Annotated in this window: 19 protein-coding genes; all 19 read right to left on the reverse strand. The window is 35.6% G+C overall.

Going from position 1 to position 22,337, the window contains the following annotated elements:
* Positions 1 to 7: 7 nt before the first annotated feature.
* Positions 8 to 859 (reverse strand): flagellar hook assembly protein FlgD, encoded by an 852-nt coding sequence (locus CES88_RS12815; protein WP_290734980.1) that lies wholly within the window; start codon positions 857 to 859, stop codon positions 8 to 10.
* Positions 859 to 2,250 carry a hypothetical protein gene (locus tag CES88_RS12820; RefSeq protein WP_290734982.1) on the reverse strand — a complete coding sequence of 464 codons (1,392 nt, stop codon included), beginning with the start codon at positions 2,248 to 2,250 and terminating at the stop codon, positions 859 to 861. The genes CES88_RS12815 and CES88_RS12820 overlap by 1 nt, the downstream gene beginning before the upstream one ends.
* A gap of 49 nt (positions 2,251 to 2,299) precedes the next feature.
* Positions 2,300 to 2,848, reverse strand: coding sequence for a hypothetical protein (locus CES88_RS12825; RefSeq protein ID WP_290734984.1), 549 nt, complete (start codon positions 2,846 to 2,848; stop codon positions 2,300 to 2,302).
* Complete coding sequence (gene fliJ, locus CES88_RS12830; protein ID WP_290734986.1) at positions 2,845 to 3,297, reverse strand: flagellar export protein FliJ; 453 nt, start codon at positions 3,295 to 3,297, stop codon at positions 2,845 to 2,847. The genes CES88_RS12825 and fliJ overlap by 4 nt, the downstream gene beginning before the upstream one ends.
* Positions 3,298 to 3,299: 2 nt before the next feature.
* Positions 3,300 to 4,673: a FliI/YscN family ATPase gene (locus CES88_RS12835; protein WP_290734988.1), complete on the reverse strand. Its 1,374-nt coding sequence runs from the start codon at positions 4,671 to 4,673 to the stop codon at positions 3,300 to 3,302.
* The gene (locus CES88_RS12840; protein WP_290734990.1) at positions 4,660 to 5,544 is read right to left on the reverse strand and encodes a FliH/SctL family protein; all 885 of its coding nucleotides are present in this window, start codon (positions 5,542 to 5,544) and stop codon (positions 4,660 to 4,662) included. The genes CES88_RS12835 and CES88_RS12840 overlap by 14 nt, the downstream gene beginning before the upstream one ends.
* Positions 5,545 to 5,568: 24 nt before the next feature.
* Positions 5,569 to 6,600, reverse strand: coding sequence for a flagellar motor switch protein FliG (fliG, locus tag CES88_RS12845; protein WP_290734992.1), 1,032 nt, complete (start codon positions 6,598 to 6,600; stop codon positions 5,569 to 5,571).
* Positions 6,601 to 6,621: 21 nt separating this feature from the next.
* Positions 6,622 to 8,286, reverse strand: coding sequence for a flagellar basal-body MS-ring/collar protein FliF (gene fliF, locus CES88_RS12850; protein ID WP_290734994.1), 1,665 nt, complete (start codon positions 8,284 to 8,286; stop codon positions 6,622 to 6,624).
* A 61-nt stretch (positions 8,287 to 8,347) separates the two neighbouring features.
* Positions 8,348 to 8,713, reverse strand: a complete 366-nt coding sequence (gene fliE, locus CES88_RS12855) for a flagellar hook-basal body complex protein FliE (protein WP_290734996.1) — start codon at positions 8,711 to 8,713, stop codon at positions 8,348 to 8,350.
* A gap of 13 nt (positions 8,714 to 8,726) precedes the next feature.
* Positions 8,727 to 9,167 (reverse strand): flagellar basal body rod protein FlgC, encoded by a 441-nt coding sequence (gene flgC / locus CES88_RS12860; RefSeq protein WP_290735000.1) that lies wholly within the window; start codon positions 9,165 to 9,167, stop codon positions 8,727 to 8,729.
* A gap of 9 nt (positions 9,168 to 9,176) precedes the next feature.
* Complete coding sequence (gene flgB, locus CES88_RS12865) at positions 9,177 to 9,584, reverse strand: flagellar basal body rod protein FlgB (protein WP_290735003.1); 408 nt, start codon at positions 9,582 to 9,584, stop codon at positions 9,177 to 9,179.
* A gap of 14 nt (positions 9,585 to 9,598) precedes the next feature.
* Positions 9,599 to 10,528, reverse strand: a complete 930-nt coding sequence (locus CES88_RS12870) for a sigma 54-interacting transcriptional regulator (protein ID WP_290735006.1) — start codon at positions 10,526 to 10,528, stop codon at positions 9,599 to 9,601.
* A gap of 41 nt (positions 10,529 to 10,569) precedes the next feature.
* Positions 10,570 to 13,197: a tetratricopeptide repeat protein gene (locus CES88_RS12875; RefSeq protein WP_290735009.1), complete on the reverse strand. Its 2,628-nt coding sequence runs from the start codon at positions 13,195 to 13,197 to the stop codon at positions 10,570 to 10,572.
* 298 nt (positions 13,198 to 13,495) lie between these two features.
* A complete protein-coding gene (locus CES88_RS12880; protein WP_290735012.1) occupies positions 13,496 to 15,013 on the reverse strand; it encodes a sigma-54 dependent transcriptional regulator in 1,518 nt (505 codons plus the stop codon).
* A gap of 140 nt (positions 15,014 to 15,153) precedes the next feature.
* Positions 15,154 to 15,375, reverse strand: a complete 222-nt coding sequence (locus CES88_RS12885) for a hypothetical protein (RefSeq protein WP_290735015.1) — start codon at positions 15,373 to 15,375, stop codon at positions 15,154 to 15,156.
* Between the two features lie 76 nt (positions 15,376 to 15,451).
* On the reverse strand, positions 15,452 to 16,615 hold the full coding sequence (gene metK, locus CES88_RS12890; RefSeq protein ID WP_290735018.1) for a methionine adenosyltransferase: 1,164 nt from the start codon (positions 16,613 to 16,615) through the stop codon (positions 15,452 to 15,454).
* Positions 16,616 to 16,713: 98 nt separating this feature from the next.
* Positions 16,714 to 18,423, reverse strand: coding sequence for a hypothetical protein (locus CES88_RS12895; RefSeq protein WP_290735021.1), 1,710 nt, complete (start codon positions 18,421 to 18,423; stop codon positions 16,714 to 16,716).
* Entirely contained in the window at positions 18,416 to 19,864 is a 1,449-nt protein-coding gene (locus CES88_RS12900) for a Mur ligase family protein (RefSeq protein ID WP_290735024.1), read from the reverse strand. The genes CES88_RS12895 and CES88_RS12900 overlap by 8 nt, the downstream gene beginning before the upstream one ends.
* A gap of 73 nt (positions 19,865 to 19,937) precedes the next feature.
* Positions 19,938 to 22,259 (reverse strand): Fic family protein, encoded by a 2,322-nt coding sequence (locus CES88_RS12905; protein ID WP_290735027.1) that lies wholly within the window; start codon positions 22,257 to 22,259, stop codon positions 19,938 to 19,940.
* Between the last annotated feature and the right edge of the window lie 78 nt (positions 22,260 to 22,337).

Genomic DNA, 22,337 nt, shown 5'->3' on the forward strand with positions numbered 1-22,337 from the left:
TTGTCTCTTAGTTGACTTGCGACTCTATATTATTATAAGCCTGTGCAGCATTTTTCTTCAAGCCAGGAATATTTTTCACCTGTGCGTTATTTGCACCTTTTGCTAGTGCAAAACTTTCAACATCTCTAAGAAAAACTTTCTTTCCACGATCTAATTCTAATACTGCCTCACCATTTTCAAAATGAACACCAGTAACTAGTCCTGTAGATTTTGTTTCACCTTTAAACTTATTCATTGATTCATCATAAGCAGTAACATCAATTCTATAGTCACCTTTTACTGCAGGAGCACCGTCTAATTGCATTCCATCCCAATTAACAGACTGACTTCCTTCTCCCATTGATTCTTTTTCAATTTGAGAAATTAATTGGTTCTTACTATCATAAATTCTTACTAAAATATTCTTGGCCGATTTATTTAAATGAAACGGAAGTGTTGTGCTTCTACTTACTCCATCGTACTTAACCGACGTTCCTTTTGACATGACCTCTTTTCCAATAAAGCTTGCGGCCATAAATTTACTTTCAGTTGTATCATTCTTTTGCATACCATCCATTTTTGTATTCATGTTGGTAAGTTGTTCTAGTTGTGAAAATTGAGCAAGGTCTGCTGCAAATTGTTTCTGATCCATTGGTTTCATTGGATCCTGGTTAGCAAGCTGGTGAGAAAGCAATTTCATAAAACCGTCTTTACCAAGTTTATTATGTTCTTTAGGATCAACAAATTTTTGGTCAGGTCTAATTCCCGCCATATCATTTAGCTGATCACCAACATTTTGTTTTCTTTTATTATTACTAGATTTTTTAAGTGCTATACCATTGAATGGATTTGCCACTTGTGGTCTTCCGATCTCGGCCATTATGCCCCTAACCTTTCTCTATACATATTCCACATTTGCTCTCGTCTATCTCTTCTACCTTGATCGTGATTTGAAGAAGCTTGTTGACCATCATGCCTAGAGTGTTGACTTCCTTGTCCTTGATTAAACTGACGTTCACCTTTTTCTGAGGATTGAAGATTAAAGTCACTCCCCATAGAGATTTTAACATCACTTAATTTTACACCAGAATTCGATAAACTTTTAATCATTTCTACTTCATTTGACTTGAAGAATTGATGACCTTTATCCGAATTAGCGACAATTTCTAAATTGATTTGATCAGGTAATTGTCCCTTAGATGCTGTAACTTTTATATGTCCAAGAGAATCATGTTTAACGATAAGTTCAACATGCTCTTGTTTTTCTAATCTAGAAGTTGTGATGTAATTTGAAATTTTATCAATTAATTGCTCAGAATTAGCCGTATTAATATTAGAGAAATCTAGAACTTTTACATTTGCTTGATTACCAAATGAAGTCTGATTTCCAGTCTGAGATTGATTTGTTTGCATTAATACTGGAGATAGCGCTTCCATTGGAGAATTACTATTTAATCCCTCGAGAGAAGAAGTTGTCTCTCCTTGAAGCTTAGAAACTTTAACTTCATTACCTGAAATAAAAGGATTTTTACCCGAGAAAATATTATTGTTAATTGTATTCTGCTCTTTATTAAAAGCTAGAACCTTATTCTTTGAATTTGGAAAGAATGACTTCTTTTGATTAAGCTCTGCCATCTCTTTAGAATCAGCATTCATCACTTTAGCATTTGCCACAAAGTCTTCTGACGCTTGGAAATTACCTACTGCTACTTTATTAGAAGAATGTTCCTTTAAAGAGATAAGTTTCCCGTTGGTGATCTTTGGATCAATCTTTGTTTCTACAATTTCAGTTTCAGAAGTATTTTGTCCAATTTGCTCTGGGAAATTTTTTGAGTTTAATTGAGTTACGCCTTCCGTCTTTTTTAAGAACTTATCATTACCAATAATTTTTGAAAGATCTGATTTCTCTTGTCCACCAAGTTTGGTTAGAATGCCTTCAGAAGAAGTCTCTTTTACCATCTCTTCAGGAGATGTTACTTCTTTAGCAAGCTCTCCATCAAAAGCTTCAATGAAAGACTTTGCTAGGGCTTTTTTCTCTCCACCACTTAGGCCAAGATCTTGCGTATCAAGAGTTTCAATAAACTCTTCAGGTGTTACACCAGAGTTCGCAAGCGCCTTTGTTTCATTTAATAAAGAAAGAAATTCATTTGAAACCTCAGTGACTCCGCCCTGATTTGGCGTAACAAGCGCATTAGAAGCATCAGCAGTAGTAGCTTTCGCTCCCTGCGTTTGTCCTAAAATTGATTGTATTAAGTTTGAGTTAAATTGCATTTCTTTTATATTTCCTTTTCATTAAAAATTGGCACTACGCGCAACATACCTATCTTTTCATAGTTAGGTATTGTTTTTGAAGCCGGGCAGAAACTTCCTTATCCATCAAATTGAATATTTTCGATACCTTAGCAGCTTCAAGCTTTCCTAAAATTTGTACAGAAAGTGCAGTATCTTGTACTGAAAGAACATCTGCTGCATTTTGTGGCCTCATACCAGAGACAACATCAACCATATGATCAATCCTCTTTGTCTCTTTCGTGTCCACATCATCTAAGCATGAAATAAATTTTTCCTGTCTCTCATTAAAAGACTTTACTCTTTTTACAAAGGATTTCTCATTAATCTCTAAGCTCTGACGTTCTTTTTGAAGTTCTAACTCTCTCTTTTCAAGTTCACCTTCTTTTTTTAAAAGCTGATTTGAAAATTCAGTCATTTTAGAACGTCCGATTTTACGCATCTTCTTTTCCATTTCGTCCATAACTGCTTTTCTAAATTCTTCTTTAGTAAAGACAAGTTTATCAGACTCAATTTTCTTCTCTTGCGCGTAAGAGTTTTGAATAAATATAATTAATAACAAACCACAAATAACTTTCATGACTTTGTCTCCTTTAATAGTCTTCTGATTTGAACTAACTCATCAATATTTTCTTGAAACTTCTTCTCTACTTTCTTCTTATGTTCAGTAGACTTTTTTTCCTTCAAATTTTCGATGACTTTAACTTCACCTCTTGCTGTACCAAGCTCAACTTGTTTTTGATCAAATTTCTTCTGTAGAGCGTATAGGAGATTCTCTTTATTTTGAATATCTGCTTTCTTTGTTTTAATAAAACGTGGAAAGAATTTTACCATATCACCGCTTGTAGGATCAGCTAAGAAAGTTTCCTGAGCTTCATATGTCTCTACAATATTTTCATTAAGTCTTTTAATATCATCTTTAACATTTTGAATTTGAGTTAAAATTTCTCCAAGTTCGACTTTAAGTCTCTTCTCTTTGAATTCTCTAACTTTCAATAGTCCGTCCAGCTTAAACTTAAACTTTTGCATAATTACTCCTCACCTGGAGGGTTTAATGCATTCTCCGCTTTCCTTGCTAACTCTACCATTTGATCGTAGAGTTCTTCTATTGTTAGGAATTCACTCATTCCTTGAAATTGCTTTAGCAAGCCCATTAAATCATCATAGATTACGAGGGCCTTATCTACTTTAGGATTAGACCCTCTAGCATAAGCGCCAACATTTATTAAATCTTCATTTTCTTTATAAGCTGAAAGAAGATCGCGCAAATGAGAAGCTACAATTTTATGCTCATTAGTAGTTACTTTATTCATAACTCTGGACAGAGATTGAAGTACATCAATTGCTGGAAATTGATTTCTCGAAGCAAGCTCGCGGCTTAAAATGATGTGACCATCTGCAATTGCTCTAACGGCATCGGCAATTGGCTCATCCATATCACCACCTTCAACAAGAACAGTATAGATTCCAGTGATGGTTCCAGAGTTAGCTTTTGTACCAGCTCTTTCCATTAGCTTTGGAAGTTGAGCAAAAACAGAAGGTGTATAACCTTTCTGTCCTGGAGGTTCTCCAGCGCTTAGAGATATCTCTCTATTGGCCATAGCAAAACGAGTAATTGAATCCATCATCAAGAGAACATCATTATTATCATCTCTGAAAAATTCTGAAATAGTTGTGGCCACATAAGCGGCCTTCATTCTAATAAGCGGAGAAGTGTCAGAAGTCGCTACAATAACTACAGATTTTTTAACCCCTTCAGGACCAAGGTCAGACTCGATAAATTCAAGTACTTCCCTTCCCCTTTCTCCTATCAGCGCAATAACATTTACATCTGCACTAGAATTTTGAGCAATCATGCCAAGAGTGACGGACTTACCAACACCGGAACCTGCCATAATGGCCAATCTTTGCCCCTTCCCTGCCGTCATAAAGCAATTTACAGCGTGAACCCCAACATCTAGAGGCTCTTTAATTGGTGGTCTATCAAGAGGATTTAGGGCCGTCCCATATATTGATCTCGATTCCTCAATATCTGCGATAGGACCTTTCCCATCAATTGGGTTGCCTTGGAAGTCTATAACTCTTCCTAGCATATTCTTTGATAGTTTAATTGTTGTTGTTAAGTCTTTTAAATAAACTTTTGTTTCTGAATTGATACCTGAAATTTCATCATAAGGCATCGCCATACACTTATGTCCATTAATTGCGACGACTTCTCCTAGACATCTTTCTCCGTATTCAGTAACAAACTCTACATTACTTCCAATAACGGCACGGGATAGGTTTACTTCAAAAAGCATTCCTTTATTAGCAAAGACTTTTCCAATTTTTTGATAAGGAGTTGAGTATTCATAAGCCTTATGAATTGCGAGTAAATCTAATTCACCATCTTTACTCTGAGTCACTACCATTTTCCTCATTAGAATCACTTGCTGATTCTAATATTTCCATATCAATAGGGTTTTCTTGAGATAAACCAACCGTTTCAAATAATTTATCTAAACTCTTCATTTGCTCAGTAATTGTTCCATTGAGAATTCCCTTGTCACATTCAAGAACAATTCCTGGTCCATCAATATCATAGTCAATTTCAATTCTTATATTTGATAGCTCTCCGACTTTTTCCTGTACGACTTTTAAAACCTCAGGCATTTGTTCAAAAGATTTCTCGTCTACATGAACTAGGAGGTTGGATTTTGTTTGCATCTCAACAATTAGTTTTTCAAGGAGATTTTCAATATATTGACCATCGTCCTTTAATTCTCTAAGGATTACCCACTTTGTAAGCATTCTCACAAGAGAGTAAACTTGCTTCTTTTGATTAATAAGTAGATCGGATCGAGTACCTAGGACTTCCACGATCATATTCGTTAAATTTTGAAGTTTTTCCTCAGAGGAAACTCTATTTTGAGTAAATACTTCTTCTCGTCCGTTATTAACACCTTCATTAAAACCAGCATTATAAGCTTCTTGCCTTATTTCTTGAACTCTTCTCTCTACTTCTTGCTCTATTTTAAGTTCTCTTTCTTTAATGACTTGCTTTGTGATTCCTCTATGCTCTCTAACAATTGGAGCAATTTTAAATTCACTCTTCTCTGCATGAGTTCTTTCAATTTTTATAATTTCTTGGTGCTTCTGTTCTTTTGATGCATCAAATGTTCCAATTTCTGAAAACTCAAAGTTTGTCACATCGCCCGATACAATTGATGTAGAAGAAAATGATTGAAACTCATAATCTGTAACTTCACCAAATGAATTATTCTTATCGTTAGACATTCAATCTCCTAAGCGGCAATTTTATTAAACAAGAGCATCTCCGTCTCCACCTCTAGAAATGAAGGCCTTACCTTGAGACTCAAGTTCTTTACATTTTTGAACAATTTCAGATTGTGCTTTCTCAACATCTGAAAGTTTAGTTGGCCCAAGCGCATCCAAGTCTTCCTGCAGAAGTCCTGCTGCCCTATTAGACATATTCTTAAAGAGCTTTGCTCTAATTTCTTCAGGTGCTGTTTTAAGAGCAATAACAAGCTTCTGCTGATCAACTTCTTTAAGAAGTGACTGAATACCTCTATCATCAACATAAACAAGATCTTCAAATACAAACATAAGTTTTCTAATTTCTTCTGCAAGCTCTGGATCTTTCTCCTCAACTCTTCCCATAATATTCTTTTCAGAGTTCTTATCCATAAGGTTAAGCATATCAGCGATTGGTTCAACACCACCAAGTTGGTTAGTATCAATTGATCCAAGAGTTGAAAGTTCTGTCTTAAGAACATCATCAAGTTGAGCGATAAGTTCTGGTGAAACATAATCTAGATTTGACACTCTAAGAACAACTTCCGCTTGGAGTCCTTCAGGGAGTCTTCTAAGAACATCTACTTTTCTCTCAGCGTTTAAGTGAGCTATAATTAAGGCAATTGTCTGAGGATGCTCATTAATTAAGAAGTTAGCAAGTGTTCTAGTATCCACAAGCTCTAACGACTCAAGAGTATTAGAAGTTCCAACGTCAACAATCTGTCCGAGTAGTTGCTTAGCTCTATCTTCACCAAGAGCATTGATAATAAAGTCACGCCCACGGTTTTCAGAGAAGAGAAGGTCATTATCTTCATTTAAGTGAGAATAGAATTCTTCAAGTACTCTTTTGATCATCCAGATAGGTGCTTTATTAATTGATGACATAGCATTAATCATTCTCTTTACGTCATTATCACGCATATAAGAAAATATTAATTGGGTTGTTTGAACTCCAAGAGAACTCAAAAGTATTGCGGCCTTATCTTGCCCTGACAATAATGAGTATTCAATATCTGGTTCTAAACCTTGTTCTGCCATCGCTTTTCCCTATCTCTCTATTTATGCTATCTGCTTATCTGATTCTTGTGCATGAATTATTTCATGTATCACTTGTGCTGCTTTACTTGGGTTTCCTTCTACTAGAGATATAATTTTCTCACGTAGCATATTTCCTTCAATTTTCTCAGGATTGAGCTTCTCTTCAATTTGTGGAAGAGCATCCTCTAAACCTGGTAGTCTTTGATTTGCTTGAACTTTCTCTAACTCCTCAAGAGTTTTTGGTAGAAAGTCTTCAACAGTTTCAACTGTATTGTCAGTAACCCATTGAATAAATGGTCTCACAACTAAGAAGAAGAAGAGTGTTATCGCTAAACCTACAGTTAAGTACTTAACAATATTTTTAATAAGCTCTCTATTTTCTTTTTCTCTCATCATAGCTTCAATTGAGGCCATATCTTCTTGAGCAAACTCCATATTCTTAATTACAATTTGATCCCCACGCTTCCCATCAATCCCTAGAGTTGATGAAACAATGGCCGAAAAATTTGCAAGATCTGCTTCTGACCATCTTTCGTACTGAGTAGTCATTGCACCTGTTGCATCTTTTACTTGAACTCTTCTTCCATCAATCATAACAGCGGCACTAATTTTTCTTATTCCCGCAGTCGGATTCTTAGACTTTGTTACTTTTGAAGGAACATTGTAATTTCTTGTAGCAAGGGCCTTATCAACATTATTTCTAGTCTCTGGAATACCTGGTTGAGGTTGCTCTCCAGGAAGATTTGATCTAGCTCCAGGGATCCCCTGCGGAGAAGGCCTAGATCCATTCAGCTTTTGAGTATTTGACACTTCTGAAAGCACTGCCTTATTCTCACCATCAAATTCTGTTTTTGTTGAAACACTTTCTGTAAAATCTAAGTTTACTGTAACTTTAGCAATAACTTTTCCAGCTCCAACAACTTTAGAAAGGATATCTTCAATTTGTTTTTCGTACTTTCTATTTACTTTACCTTCTAGAGCCATTCTATTTGCAGTATAGGCAGTCATTGGATCACCAATATTCTCTGAAAGCTTCTTTCCTCTATCGTCTAAGATCACAACGTTTTCATTTCTCATTCCATCAATAGAACTTGATACAAGAGAAGCGATACCTTTAATTTCATCAGGAGTCAGTGTTACGCCTCTCTCCAAGTCAACGACAACTGACGCAGTAGGAGCTTTCTTTTCAGAAACAAATGGACTTGATTCAGGAATTGAAAGGTGAACTCTCGCTCTTTTTACACCTCTAATATACTTAATCGTCTTAATAAGCTCGCCCTCTAATGCTCTTTGCTTATTAACCTTTTGAACAAAACTTGTTGTCCCAAATGATTGCTTATCAAAAACTTCATATCCGACAGTTCCAGAGAAGTTTACTCCAAGTGTCGCAATCTCAAGCCTCCACTTATTAATAAGCTCTTCTGGAATACTGATCGTTTTCCCATCATTAGACATTTCATATGGAATTTTCTTCTCTTCTAAAAGAACAGCTATTTTCTTTGAATCTTCTCTATTCAGTTCTGTATAAAGGATATCCATTCTGGTCTTTGAAGCCCAGATGACGATTCCTACAAAACACGCCACAATAAAAGCAGCAATAGAAACTAGTCCAATTTTCTTATTCAAATCTAATGAATTAAAAAACTCTGTGAAATTCCGTGTGATCTTCTCTAAAAAATCTTGCAAAGGAATCCTCCTGAAAAATTAAGCTAGTACATCCTGTTCTAGCTTTAGTTGCCCCCAACTATTATATTTGCATTCTCATAACTTCTTTATACGCATCAATTACTTTAGTTCTAATCTGATTCATAGTTCTAAAGGCGATATCAGCTTTCTCTACTGACATCATAACTTCTGGTAAATTCTTAGTTTCACCAGAAGAAAGCTTTTGCATTGCCTTATTGGCCTCCGTTTGAAGACCGTTAACTTGTGCAATAGAGTTTGATAACATTTCACCAAAACTCTGCTTACTACTAGGACTTTCAATATCACCTATTGAAAGTTCATTAAAGTTAATAGATTTTGCCCCATCTAATTCAGCACTTTTAGTCCAGTCTTTTGAACTGTAATCATTTAAAATACTTTTCATAGATCCTACTGTTTCAATTGGCATAATCTACTCCCTCTTAGTTTCTACCAAGTTCTAAAGCCTTCATGGCCATATTCTTAGTAGTATTCATAGCATTGATATTGGCTTCATAAGCTCTTGAAGCCGATATCATATTTGCCATTTCTTCCATTACATTAATATCTGGATAAGCAACATAACCTTGATCATTAGCATCAGGGTGATTTGGCTCATACTTTAAGATAGGAGGTCTGTTAGTACTAATCACCTCTGTAGCTTGAACGGTTTGTGCTTTCTCATCAAGTTCGCCTTCTAGTATTTCAGAAAAGGTTTCTCTCGCAGGCTCTGAACCGAAAACAACTTCTTTACGTCTATAAGGGCCACCTTCAGCCGTTCTCGTTGTTTGCGCATTCGCAATATTAGAAGAAATAGAGGCCATTCGCTTTTTATTAGCAGCAAGGCCTGAAGAACTTATTTTTAATGATGTTAATAAATCCATTTATTCTCCTTAATTGCTTGAACCTACAGCGTACTTCATGAGTCCAAGTTTTTTGTTAATTAATTGCACAGTTGCATCGTATAAGATTTTATTCTCTGCCATTCGTGCTAATTCCGCGTCTCTATCAACTGTATTCCCATCATCACTTACAACACCATTTGGATCTTCATAGATTTCTGGTTGTAAATTATCAAATCCACCATTTCCAACATCGAAGTGACGGGAGTCTTCAGTATTGAGTTGTTGTTGGTCGTCTACGTCTAAAGCTCTTGCCAAGGCCGCTTCAAAGTCTACACGCTTTGATTTGTATCCTGGTGTCTCAGCATTTGCGATATTAGAAGTTATTATCTCCTGTCTCATCTGTCTGAAATTCAGTGATGACGCTAATGCTTTAAGTGTTTTATCGTTTACATCCATTACAACTCCTTAAACTATCTTAAGTTAACAAAGTATGCTGAACCATTATTTCTGTATTCGTTAATCTTATTTCTTAGTGTTCTAATAGATACTCCAAGAATCTTTGCAGCTTGAGTTCTATTTTCACTTGTATGAATAAGAGCTTTTTTGATTAATAATTTTTCAGCTTCTTTAAGTGACATCAATCTGATTCCATCAGAGTCATCATCACTCATCATGCTTACAGCTTTCTTCTCACCGATCTCTAGATCTGCTTCAGTAAGAACACCTGTTGAATTATTTTCAAGAGCGTTTTCAAGAACCGTTCTAAGTTCATTTACATTATGAGTCCAGTAATGTCCTAGGATCTTGTCCATTGCAGAGCTATCAACTGAAACAGAATCTTCTGAAAACTCTTGAACAAAGTGTCTTGCGATTTCTTCAAGGTCGGTAACTCTTTCTCTAAGAGGAGTAAGAGAAATTGCGTTTGAAGAAATGAAAGTATAAAGACCTCTGTAGAATCTTCCAGAACCTACTAACTTAGAAAGATTCTTAGTAGTAGTTGCAAGAATTCTTACGTCGATATCGTAGTCTTCTAATTCATTTAAAATTTTGTGAAGTCTCTTTTGGAATTCATCTTCAAGACAGTCAATATTAGCGAATACTACTGATCCACCATTTGCTGCTTCAAGAGCTCCTTTTACAAATCGTCCAGTCTCATCTTCTCTATGACCAAGGATTTGGTTTTCAACTGTTTGATCATCTGCAGAACAATCTACACAGATGTACGAGTTATTAGCTCTAGTTGAATTTTCGTGGATATAACGACTTAGCGCTCTTTTTCCTACTCCAGTTTCCCCTACAACAAGTACAGGCGCTTTTGTTACAGAAATATTCCTAGCTACCGAAATGGCCTTCGTAACTTTAGGATCTTTACCGAAAAGCTCAACTCTAACTGATTCCATTTGACCTCCTGTCAATGATGATCCATTCCTTGGATCGAAAATTATAAAGTTTTATTCTTAATTTTAAGCATACTAAGCTCACTTCGAGCCAAATTCTTGATATGCTCATCTACTCCATCATTTGAAATAAGAGCTTCAAGAATTTTCTTACCTTCATCATCCTTCTTATTATTTAAAAGAGAGAGACCTAATAAGTAATTTATTCTTCCTGAGTAAATTGACTTGCTAAACTCTTTCTTAAAATTCTTTATTTTTGATTCCATTACTAGAAAACTTGCGTCTGTTTCATCACCTGCAAGTAATTCAATATTTAAGTAAGAAACTTTCTCTCTTACTGAATCCATATATTCATTCTTATTCTTTAATCTTCTTGTATCTGAAAGTAATGCGTTTGCAACTTTTTGATACTTCTTTGTATCGCCTATTTCATAAAGACAGTCTGTATAAGCTTTTACAAGTTCAGCAACTTCTTTAGGATCTGTTATTGACTCATCTCTTCCACTTGAAAGAAATCTTTCAAATGCTCTTGATCCTTCTTTCCAATCACCAGTATGGTAAGCGAGAAGTCCCTGATAATAATCAAGCTTATCAATATTTGTTTTAGCCTTCTTTAAGCTAGCAATTTCTTTTTTTACAACGTCCCAGTTCTTCAACTTTAAGTTTCTAATAATTTGAAGCTCTGCTAGAAGTGATTTCGTATTAGCATGATTTGTTCTCTCAACCCAGATTGGAAATGTCTTAGAAACTTCAAACTCTGCTTTTGAAAACTTCTCATAAAGTTCATCAAATCCATCAATTAGGCCAAGTCTGATATAAGCATTTGCTACTAGAAAATTCATTTGAGGATCATTTGCAACTTTATCTACATACTGATCTTTATAAATTTCCCATGCCTTTATTACATTTGCATACTGTCCTTCATTAAATGAAGTTTCAATAACACCGTATACAACTTCTGCTCCGTCACTCTCGAATACTCTTCTATCAGTTGGAACCATAGACTTTAGAGGAAGAGCGTTTAAATAAGCAAGTGCCTCATCATACTTCTTTTCAACAATGAAAGTTCTAAGCCTTACTTGCCATAGAAGCTTCTTGAGATCTTTTTCTACTCTTACATTCTCAAGTCCCGAAGTTAAGAAGACCTTAACTTCTCTATCTGCTTCGGAAACGCTCTTTTTTCTTAAATTTCTAAGAGCAACATACCTAATTCTTGCTTCAAAACCAATTTCTACATTTTGAGATCTATTGATTGCATTCTTATAAAGCTCAATCGATTCTTCAAAGTTTTTCTCTTGAATTTCCCAGCACTGAGCAATTCTAATTCTCGCTTCAGAACTCTTTGTATGAAATGAGTAGTCTTTTAAAAACTCATCATAAATTTTAGCCGCTCTAGCATAATTAGAATTTCTAAAGTAAGCCTCAGCAACGTTATATAAAATTACTGGATGAACTGGCTTTACTAGGCTCTTTTCATTTTTCTCATAAAGCTTGATCACTTCTTCCGACTGTTCAAGGCTTAGGTATGTATACAATTCGTAAGCTAACATTACTTGTTTTGGAAGAATCTTTTGGATTGTCTTTTCTTTAAGTAATTCTTGAACTTTCTCAACTTGCTTTAGCTTTGCAAGGTTATATAGTATTCCCTCTGCTGCAAAGTTTGATTCTTCGTAATCATGACTTTCTTTAGAGTCTACATAGTACTTCTTTGTAAGTTCTAAACTCTTCACATAATCATCTGCTTGAATATAATAAGGAATTAAATACTTATAAATACCACTTCTAAGTTCATAGTTTTTAGACTTTAGAAGAATATTTTCAAACATACTAATGCTCATCTTAACTGGCTCTGTATTACCTTTAGAAAAATTCTCTCTTAGAATTGCATTCGCTTTCATAAATTCATTCGTATCAAACTCAGTACTTTCTCCGTACTTCTTATTAAATAGTTTAATCGATTTATACATTAATCCCCATTTCTTCTTTCTAAAGAGATTAATAGTTAATTGCATGTGTGCTTCTGCTTCACTCTTAGAAACATCTCTATTCTTAAGCTTGTAGAAGTATTCCGGAGTCTTGCTATCTAGATTAATGATCTTTTTTAACTTTGGAGCAAGTGGGCTATAGTCCCAAATAAAAGATGCTCCATATCTAAAGTCTCTGTAAGGAGAATTTACTTCAGGGTTTACAGTCTTTTGTACAATTACTTCTTTAGAAGGTTTTGCAACAGTAGACGTTTTCTTAGTAACAACTTTTGGTGCTACTACTTTAGCTGGAGCCTCAGCTTTGCTAATTGGATTACTCTCATTACTTTCTTCTGTCCAAAAATCTACAACTAACTTCTTATCTCTATCTTTATAGAAGCTAAATAACTCCACTGCATCTGACTTAAGACTTACCTCAATCTTAGAGCTATTACTCATCTCAGAAGGTCCTACGGCCTTAATAGAAGTGATGTACTTCCCATCTGGATCAATTTCTTTAATAGCTTGTTCTAATTTGATGTAGAGCTCTGTGTTTAAAGTTTTAAATTGAACTGTGTCTTTATTCTTCTGTATTTGAACGAGATCTTTTGGCGCGAAAATATTCCACCTAAGATGTGTTGAACCTTTTTCTTGGACAATAATTCCCGCTCTTACATTTAATAATGTAAAGAAGGTTAAAAGTGTCAAAGTTTTGAGCTTGATAGGCTGCATAGTAATAGAAACTTCCTGTTTCAAGTTAATGCTACCGCGATTGGCTAAATTAAATGTTCATCCTAAACACCGAACTCCATCGCACAAATCTATTCTACCTTTTTTTGAAATTTTTTAAAGGAAAATTTTTCCAATAGGCTATTTTTTCCCCACAAAATTCTGACAGGGGAAAAATGGGTCGCATAAATGAATACTTAGAGGAATTTAGGGCCAAAATGCCCTAGCTAAAAACTACAGTACTCCTACTGAGGATAGTAGGAGCCTTATGAATTATTTATTGGAAATCAATCTGTTTCTTTTTCATTTTTTCAATGAGTGTTGTTCTATTCATTGAAAGAAGTTTTGAAGCCTGATTCTTATTGCCAGAAGTTTTAGAAAGCGCCTGGAGAATAAGTGAATCTTCAATACTTGAGAGAGCTTGCTTTAAATCAATACCTGCTTCAGGAAGAGAGATTAAACTATCGTAAGAGCTTAGGTACATAGGAGCTCTTTCTAGAAACTTAATAGGTAGATCGCTAGGACGAATAACACTTCCACCTCTAAGGATAACAAGTCTCTCCATTAAGTTCTCTAACTCTCTTACGTTTCCTGGCCAATCATAAGCAAGTAGAAGTTCAAGAGACTCATCATCAAATTCAATACTATTTCTTCCATCTGCACTTACAAATCGTGATAGAAAGTATGAAATAAGAAGGGGTATATCTTCTCTTCTTTCGCAGAGAGAAGGGACCTTAATAGGAATTACATTTAATCTATAATATAAATCCTCTCTAAAATTTCCTTCTTCAACGTGCTTTTCTAAGTCCCTGTGAGTGGCCGTAATAATTCTTACGTCAACAGGTGTTGTCGTCGTACTTCCCACTCTCTCAATAACTCGTCCCTGTAAAACTCTTAAAAGCTTCACCTGCAGAAGAAGTGGCATATCGCCAATTTCATCTAAGAAAATTGATCCTTTGTTTGCCAGCTCGAAGCGTCCCTTACGACTTGAAATTGCTCCCGTAAAAGCACCCTTTTCATGACCAAATAACTCACTCTCTAAAAGCTCACCAGGAATCGCTCCACAGTTTACAGAAACCATAGGATTATCAACTCTTGGAGAAAGTGAATGAATCGCCGTTGCTATAAGTTCCTTACCTGTTCCAGAAGGACCATTAATAAAGACTGTCGAGCCAGAGGCCGCAACTTTTTCGATACGCTCAAAAACTTGTTTCATTTTTGGTGCTCTACCAATCATTCCGCAGAACATATCATCTTCAGTCGGTGCTTCAATTTTGAAAGAGCTCGTAAGTCTCTCTTTTCTTCCTCCAACTTCAACTCTTGGTGCTTGCACTTTAAAATCTGTCTCTTTAAAGCCGAGCTTTGTTACGGCTGCCTTAATAACAAGGTCAGAGAGAACATCTAGCTCAAAGGGTTTTGTCAGATAGTGAAAAACACCTTTCTTTGTCGCTGTAATCGCCGTCTCTATTGAAGCAAACCCAGTCATAACAATTGGAATGAATTTATGTCCTTTCTCTTTTAGTAAATCAATCAGAAGCAGGCCATCGGCCCCTCCATCATCGAAACTAATATCAGTAATCAATATGAATTGACTCTTCGAAGCTCTTTCATTAATTGCAGTAATTGCTGCGGCCGGTTCAGAGAAGTAATTAACTTCAAGGCTTAATTTCTTTTGTAAAAACTTTCGTATTGTTTTTCCAAAGATTAGGTCATCTTCAACTAGAAATATTTCAGGTAAGCTTACAGAATCTTCATCGTTTTCATATGAATCGTGAAGAAATTGAAATTCGTTCAAAATGACTCTCCTTAGTGACCGAATTCTCTAAAAGAGAAATTTCGATATAAAAATCGTAGCGAAGAAGCGATCTAGTGTCAATTTCTCAACACCGTGGAAATACTTTCCATACCTAACGAAGTCTTACATTTACGGAAAATTTACTGACTAAATTGAAGAATCTGTTGCACCGAAGCATCTGGCCCGCCAACAACGATCCAGTAAAGAAGTAAAAGCAATGCTAATAGACCTACGAAGCTAAAAACTGCTGAGACAATTCTTATATCTTTAATCCAATAGGTATAAGTAAAGTACCCGGCGATGAATATAACTGGTATCGACCAAAAGGGAGTGTAACGAATAACAAAGAAAACTATATCCATCTGATAATAGTAAGCTCTTAATAAAAAAAAAGCCAGTCCGAGGACTGGCCTTCAAGATCTTTATTTAAAATAGTTTCTAGAACATGCCTTTAAGTTGATCTAAGTAAGTTAAATTTTCCCATGGAAAAGATGTCTTACTCTGTCTACCGAAGTGTCCGTACGCTGCAGTTTCAGAATAGATTGGTCTTAAAAGATCAAGTCTATCGATGATTGCTTTTGGCTTCATATCAAAAATTTCATTAACAGCTCTATTAATTGCAGAAATATCAACTTTTTCAGTACCGTAACAATCTACTAGAAGAGACATAGGCTCTGCTACACCAATTGCGTAAGCAACTTGAACTAGAGCTCTATCGGCTAGGCCTGCGGCCACTACGTGCTTAGCAATTTGTCTTGTAGCATAAGCAGCTGATCTATCTACTTTAGAAGGATCTTTTCCAGAGAATGCTCCTCCACCGTGAGCGCCGTGTCCACCGTAAGTATCAACAATAATCTTTCTACCAGTAAGGCCGCAATCACCCATTGGCCCACCAATAACAAATTTTCCAGTTGGATTAATAAAGTATTTAGTGTTGTTATCCACAAGATCAGCAGGGATAACCTTATTAATCACTTCTTCTCTAACAGCCTCTTGAACTTGCTTTAGAGTCATATTCTCAGAATGTTGAGTAGAAAGAACGACTGTATCGATTCTTGAAACTTTTCCATCAACATACTCTGCAGAAACTTGAGTCTTACCATCAGCTCTTAACTCACCAATAGTTCCGTTCTTTCTCACTTCAGATAATCTCATTGCAAGTTTGTGAGAGAGATCAATTGTTAGTGGCATAAAGTTCTCTGTTTCGTTAATCGCATAACCAAACATTAAACCTTGATCACCAGCTCCCATCTCAGTGTAAGTACCTTCCCCTACATTTACGCCTTGAGCGATATCTGGAGACTGCTTATCAAGAGCAACCATTACAGAACAAGTATTGCAATCAAACCCTTTGTCAGAGTGATCATAACCAATTTCTCTAATTTTATTTCTTACAACTTCTTGAAAGTCGATATTTGCTTTAGAAGTAATTTCTCCAGCAAGAACAACCATTCCAGTTGAAATCATCGTTTCACATGCAATACGTGACTCAGGATCTTGTGCAAACATTGCGTCTACGACAGCATCAGAAATTTGGTCTGCCATCTTATCAGGGTGCCCTTCAGTTACGGACTCTGATGTAAATACATAATTTTTTAACATATATACTCCAGTAAATAGATTTTATTAAATAAATAATACACTAGTAACTGAAAGAATATACTCTCATAAATATGTATTCACAACCAATTTATATAGATTTAAAGGGGGTGTTCAAAATATCTAAAGTAATGACGATTCCTATATTTATAGAAGTGAGTACCATTTCTATCAGTGACGTATGTGCTTTTCTTAAACTTAATAACTTGAAAAGTATCTCCCTCTTCAGTCTTGAAGTCATAGAGAAATTCGTACTTACCTTTTTTGAATAAGCTTTTTAAATAATTACTCCTCTTCACCTTTAAGCCAGGGCGTTCAGCAACAGGAACAAAGTTTAACCATATCTGTGCCATATTCACTCTTCCAAGCATTGAAGCCCTAGAGAAGTACCTAAGAGCATGGAAGTTTACATTTGGTTTCTGCAAGAGGGATAGAGCAATGGAGATATTCTCTCTTCGTAGAAATTTCCCATTCCTTGTCATATCGGGACAATAAATTCTTAAGTTTCCAGGAATAAAGAAATAAGTAAAAGAGAACTCTCCTTCTTTAAACATAACATTTAGCCAAGGATTTTTTTTGATTTCTTCTTTTGAAAGTTTTAAATAGTCAAAAATCGCTTCATCAGATTCAATTGAATTATACTCAGGGTCAGTCAGACGATTTATTACGACTTGAGTAACATCTCTTCTTTCGAGGGCGTCTCTTCCGTCAAGACCACCAACTTCATTAAAGAGGATTGTATCAATAGCATATAGGGCCTGCATGAGAGTTGATTGATTCATCCAAAACTTATATGAATCTGCTTCTTTTTTTAAGACATAGTCCTTTAAAATATAACGACCTTTCGCTCTATTTTGTAAGAGGTTATCCGTAGAGAAAGCGTGTCCCTTATCGCTAACTTTCCCATCTCTAAGCATTTTGTAAAATTCAATTCCACGCTCAACTCTCTCACTCCACTCACCAAGTCTAATGAATTGATTTCTCGGCCTTGCTTTAAGATGCCACTTTATTGCATCAAAAGTAGCTTTCATATCAAAACGAAAATCTTCCGTAATGAAATCTGTATTCTTATTTAGATTTAGATATATAGAATCTATAGTCGCCCTAAGAAATCGATCACTCTTCTTGTGATTAATATCTTGGGCTCCGTCTTGAACGATTTTTCTAAAGAAGTAAACTTCATTGGATTTTCTTTTCCCAGCAACATCTTCCGAGCTTTTATACTTGTCATAACTCACTCTTAAATCAAAATGATCGACAGGAAATTTATACGAATGAAGAAAGCTCAAAGACTCAAGATATTTTTTAAGATTACTTCTAAAAGATATTAATTTATATTTAGAATTATTTCTTATTTCGTCTTTATTCTTTTGAGTCTGGCTTAGAAATAGTTTTTTCTTATACAGAAGAAGCTCATTAAACTCCTTCTCAAGTTTAATGAGTTCAGCGTACTCTGGTTTAAAGTGCTTTTTCTTTTCAACAATTTTTCTCTGAGAATCGATCCACTTCTTCTTGGCTTCAATTTCAGGAATGAAGCGATTAACCGTCGCTTTATCTAGTTTTCCATCAGGTAATAGAGGAATGAAATTACCATTTCCTCGAAAGTTCTTATACTTACTCCAAAATTCTTCCTCAACACCACCTTTGCAATAAGTTTTTGAGAAAGAGTTTAATTTCTTCAAATAAAGATCGAGAGCTTTCTTTTCTGAAATTTCAATAGACATGACCTGTGAAGATATTTTCTCACCTTCACCAAATATATTTGGAGAGCAAAACAAGTAAATTAATATAAAGAAGTAAAACTTAAACATTCTTCTTTAGTTCATTTACAAATTCAGATTGCCACAATCCAAGACAAGTCCCATTACTAAGAATAAGAAGAATAGTGTCTTGATCACAAATCGCATCAATTTCTTTTCGAAGTTCACAGAGATCACTATGAACGGAGCCCATAATCCCCTTTTCTTTTAAAGAAGAGATTATTGCTTCACCGTTTAAATCACTTGTTCCTTTCACACTAGAGTGCCTAGAGGGCCTAGCAAAGAGAACATGATCAGCTATTGATAATGCTGTTGTAAATTCGTTTTGAAAAATACTACTTCTAGCAGTCGCCGAGTTAGGTTCAATAACTACCTTAACTTTCTTATTAGGATAGAGACTTTTGATCCCTGCTGTCGTTAATTCAACTGCTCTCGGGTGATGAGCAAAGTCATCAATAACAACTGCACCTTTATAAGTACCACGAACCTCTTGTCTTCTTCTTACTAGTAATAAATTAGAAATAGCTTCATCTAATTGATTAGCTTCCACTCCCTCACTCAAGGCAAATAAGAGCACAGAGGCGAGGTTTAGAATATTATGTTTTCCAACGAGATTAGTTGAAAAAGAAATATCTTTATTCTTCCAAGAAAGAGAGAACTCCGTCCCCTTCTCTATCACGCTGGATATCTTAAGAGATTCATCTCCATATGGAATGAGATTTTCAGCTTCAAAGTTCTTCTCGTATTCACTGACTAATTCATTCGTTGCCTTGTAAGTGCAGTCGTAAATAAATTTGCCTTTAAAATTATTCAACATTGCTCTAAATTCGTTTTTAATATCCTCAATATCATTAAATATATCTGCGTGATCAAACTCAAGAGAGGTCAAAATAAGTTGATCAATAGAGTAAGATCTAAATTTAGAGATTTTTTCGAAATAAGCACTGTCATATTCATCTGACTCAATAAAGAAGTACTTCCCGTCACCTAAAGTTGAAGACATTCTTCCCTCGACAACTCCTCCAATAAAATAACCTGGCTTAAACCCTAGCTTTTCAAAGACTTGAGTCATTAAGTATGTAGTCGTCGTCTTTCCATGAGTTCCAGCAATACCGACAACATTTACATCATCTAAAACGAGGGCCCCAAGGGCAGCGGGAAAGCTTGTAAATGGTGTACCAATTTCTTCAAGCATTCTAGCATCATCACTCATTCTTGGGACAACATTCCCTACGACAATGAGATCAAATGAGTTTAAGTAATCCATATCAAAGTTTTCGAGATTATGAAGAGGGATTCCCGTAGATTCTAAGTAATTACTCACAGGAGGATAAAAGGTTGCGTCTGCCCCTTCAACAATATAGCCCTTCTCACGAAGTAATCCTGCACACGCTCCCATACCTGTCCCACAAATACGGTACATGAATATTTTCTTTATCTCACTCTTCTTAAGTTTTAATTCGTCGTGAGAAATTTTATTTACTAAATTCATAATAATCCTAAATAATAAAAGGAGCTCATAGCTCCCTTTATTATACACAAGAATATTATTTTGTAGAACTTAGTTAGTCGATGTTTATCCTTCTTGAAATCATCTCCTCAGTAACCTCTTCAAACTCTGAGACTTTTGGATCCTTAACCACAAGTAACTCACTTGGGTTCTTCGGGTTTCTAAAATAAGAAACTGCAATATCTCCATCGTCTTTCAAGATTTGTACTACCATCACAGAGTCAGGGTCGGCCGCACCAATTCCCATAACCTCTTGTTGACGACCATACTTATAAGAGAACTCTGGTCTTACTTGTTTTAATCTTCCAAGATCAACATCTTTATTCGCTCTTCGAACACCAATTAAAACTCTCCCCTTTAGTTGATCTTTTAGTTTTTCAATTACGTCAGCATCATTTTGCATTCCATAGGTAACTTGAACTCTCTTTCCGGCATCATCTACAATTGAAAATTGCATCGCCCCCATGGCAAAGGCCTTTCCAACCTTTCTATCTTTTGATGTTGAGTATCCATAACTCGTCCCATACTGAGGCCCTGTCTCTGAATGATCCTTCGCCATTTGAACAAGTCCACCATGATAGAGATCGTCGTTGTAGCGATCAAAGTCAGCTAAAACAATTTCTTTCATTTGTTTTTGAGACATATTTCCTCTGATCTTTTTAGCTACATCGTTAGAAGTCATCTGCGGGTGAATTTCTCTAAATATTTTTAATATTTCACTTTCTTCAACATCTCTTCTATAGGCAAGCCCTCTCCATACAACACTATCCTGATACCATAGGGCCATCTTAGCGTCCCAGTCCTGAGAGTTTCTAAAGGCACCTTCTCCAAATGTTGCCTTAAAATCTCTATCAACAAATGCTAGATTAACTTCTTGAAGACCTTCTTTTTTATGAGTGAAGTCTACTTTTACAGTTTTTAAAAATCCCTCATATTTTTTATTAATACCAAGTAAGGTTTCATGAGGACTCTTTTCAATTTTTTTAATAAGAGTAGGATCTTCCTCCACCATATAAGAAACAAACTCCATATACTGTCGAGGGTCAACATCTGCAACACGAGCATTTTCTTTCACTGCTTTAGAGCTATACTTTTTAGCATCAATACTCGCACTTCTAATTGTATACGGAGAAAAAAGCTCTGGTGAATTCTCTACTGGTAAATTTAATTCTAGTCTATTTGTTATATCTTCATAGAGACTATTTGTTGATTCCATTCCCTTAACGACCTGCTCTCTCCAAACTTCAATTGGAGAATAAAGGTCCATATTTGGATCAGCAATTCTTGAAGGAGGAAGTCCTTCCTTGATAAGAGCATAGTTTAAAATAAACTCTCTCGTTGTTCTACCATTTCCATTTCGAAATGGATGAATAGAAACCATATCTCTTTGAAAGTTTACAACGAGTTCAATATAGTCATTTATTTTTTCTTCTGTATCCAAAGACCCAAGAACTCTTCTTGATTCATTAAACCAAGAAAATCTCTCTTCTGCTAATGCTTCGACAAGCTGAGGCATTAAATCATCTTCTGATATTGATCTATCTCCCCCCTGAAACGCCTTAACCTTTTCAAAAACTTCAGCATGAGTTGTTTCAATTCTAGAGAGAGCGTCCTCCTTGATATTGGCAGGAGTAGGATAGTTAATTGTTCCTTGAAATCTATTTGCACCATCTTCGGTAACAGTTCTAGACTTAGAAAATCCAAGATATGGATTATCTTCTATATTCTTTAAAGCATCTTCAGTTACGCCTCTTCCTCTTTCATTTCCAATAAGTGCCACTTTTCTAATTGTACCAAGTTCTTCATCTTTAATTTCTTCCACACCATTTTTCATCATTACTGTGTGAACTTCTTTAAAAGATTCAAGATTGTAATCTGGCTGATTAGCAATTAGATATTTTCTAGCATCAACAAAGTTTTCAAATGCAGCCTCATCCCACTGAGGAGCTGCCGCAGCACCTCTTCCTCTTAAGAAGTTTCCTACCCTTCCGATAGCTTCTCGAACCTCTCTGCGGCCTTTATTAAAAGCATATGGGTACTCAACATTGGAAAGTTTCTTATGGCCTTGAAAGACTTCTTCCAGCTCTTTTACCGTATAATTATAGTCAATGAAGTGAATACTCTCGATAGCATTCGTCACACCAATTCTTTCGGTCTCATCAAAATTTGAAACACTTGTCAAAAGCTTTGCTCTTCTATCAGAGAAGCTCGCCTTAAAGAATTGCTCTACAACATTTCGACAGGACTCAGATGCAGCCGCAGGGTATCTTAAAACATAGTTCTTGGGCTTACTTTTAACTGAATAAAAAGTACTCGAGTGGGTACAGCTAAATGTGAATAAGGCCGCAATAAGTAAAAGAATGAACTGTTTGTGCATTAGATAATCCTCCGTCTAGGAGTCTTATCGGATATTTAAGGAATTTCCTTTATATATTTCAAGGTACGTAAATCATTG

The sequence above is a fragment of the Halobacteriovorax sp. JY17 genome (assembly GCF_002753895.1).
In the GTDB taxonomy this organism is placed as follows: Bacteria; Bdellovibrionota; Bacteriovoracia; order Bacteriovoracales; family Bacteriovoracaceae; genus Halobacteriovorax.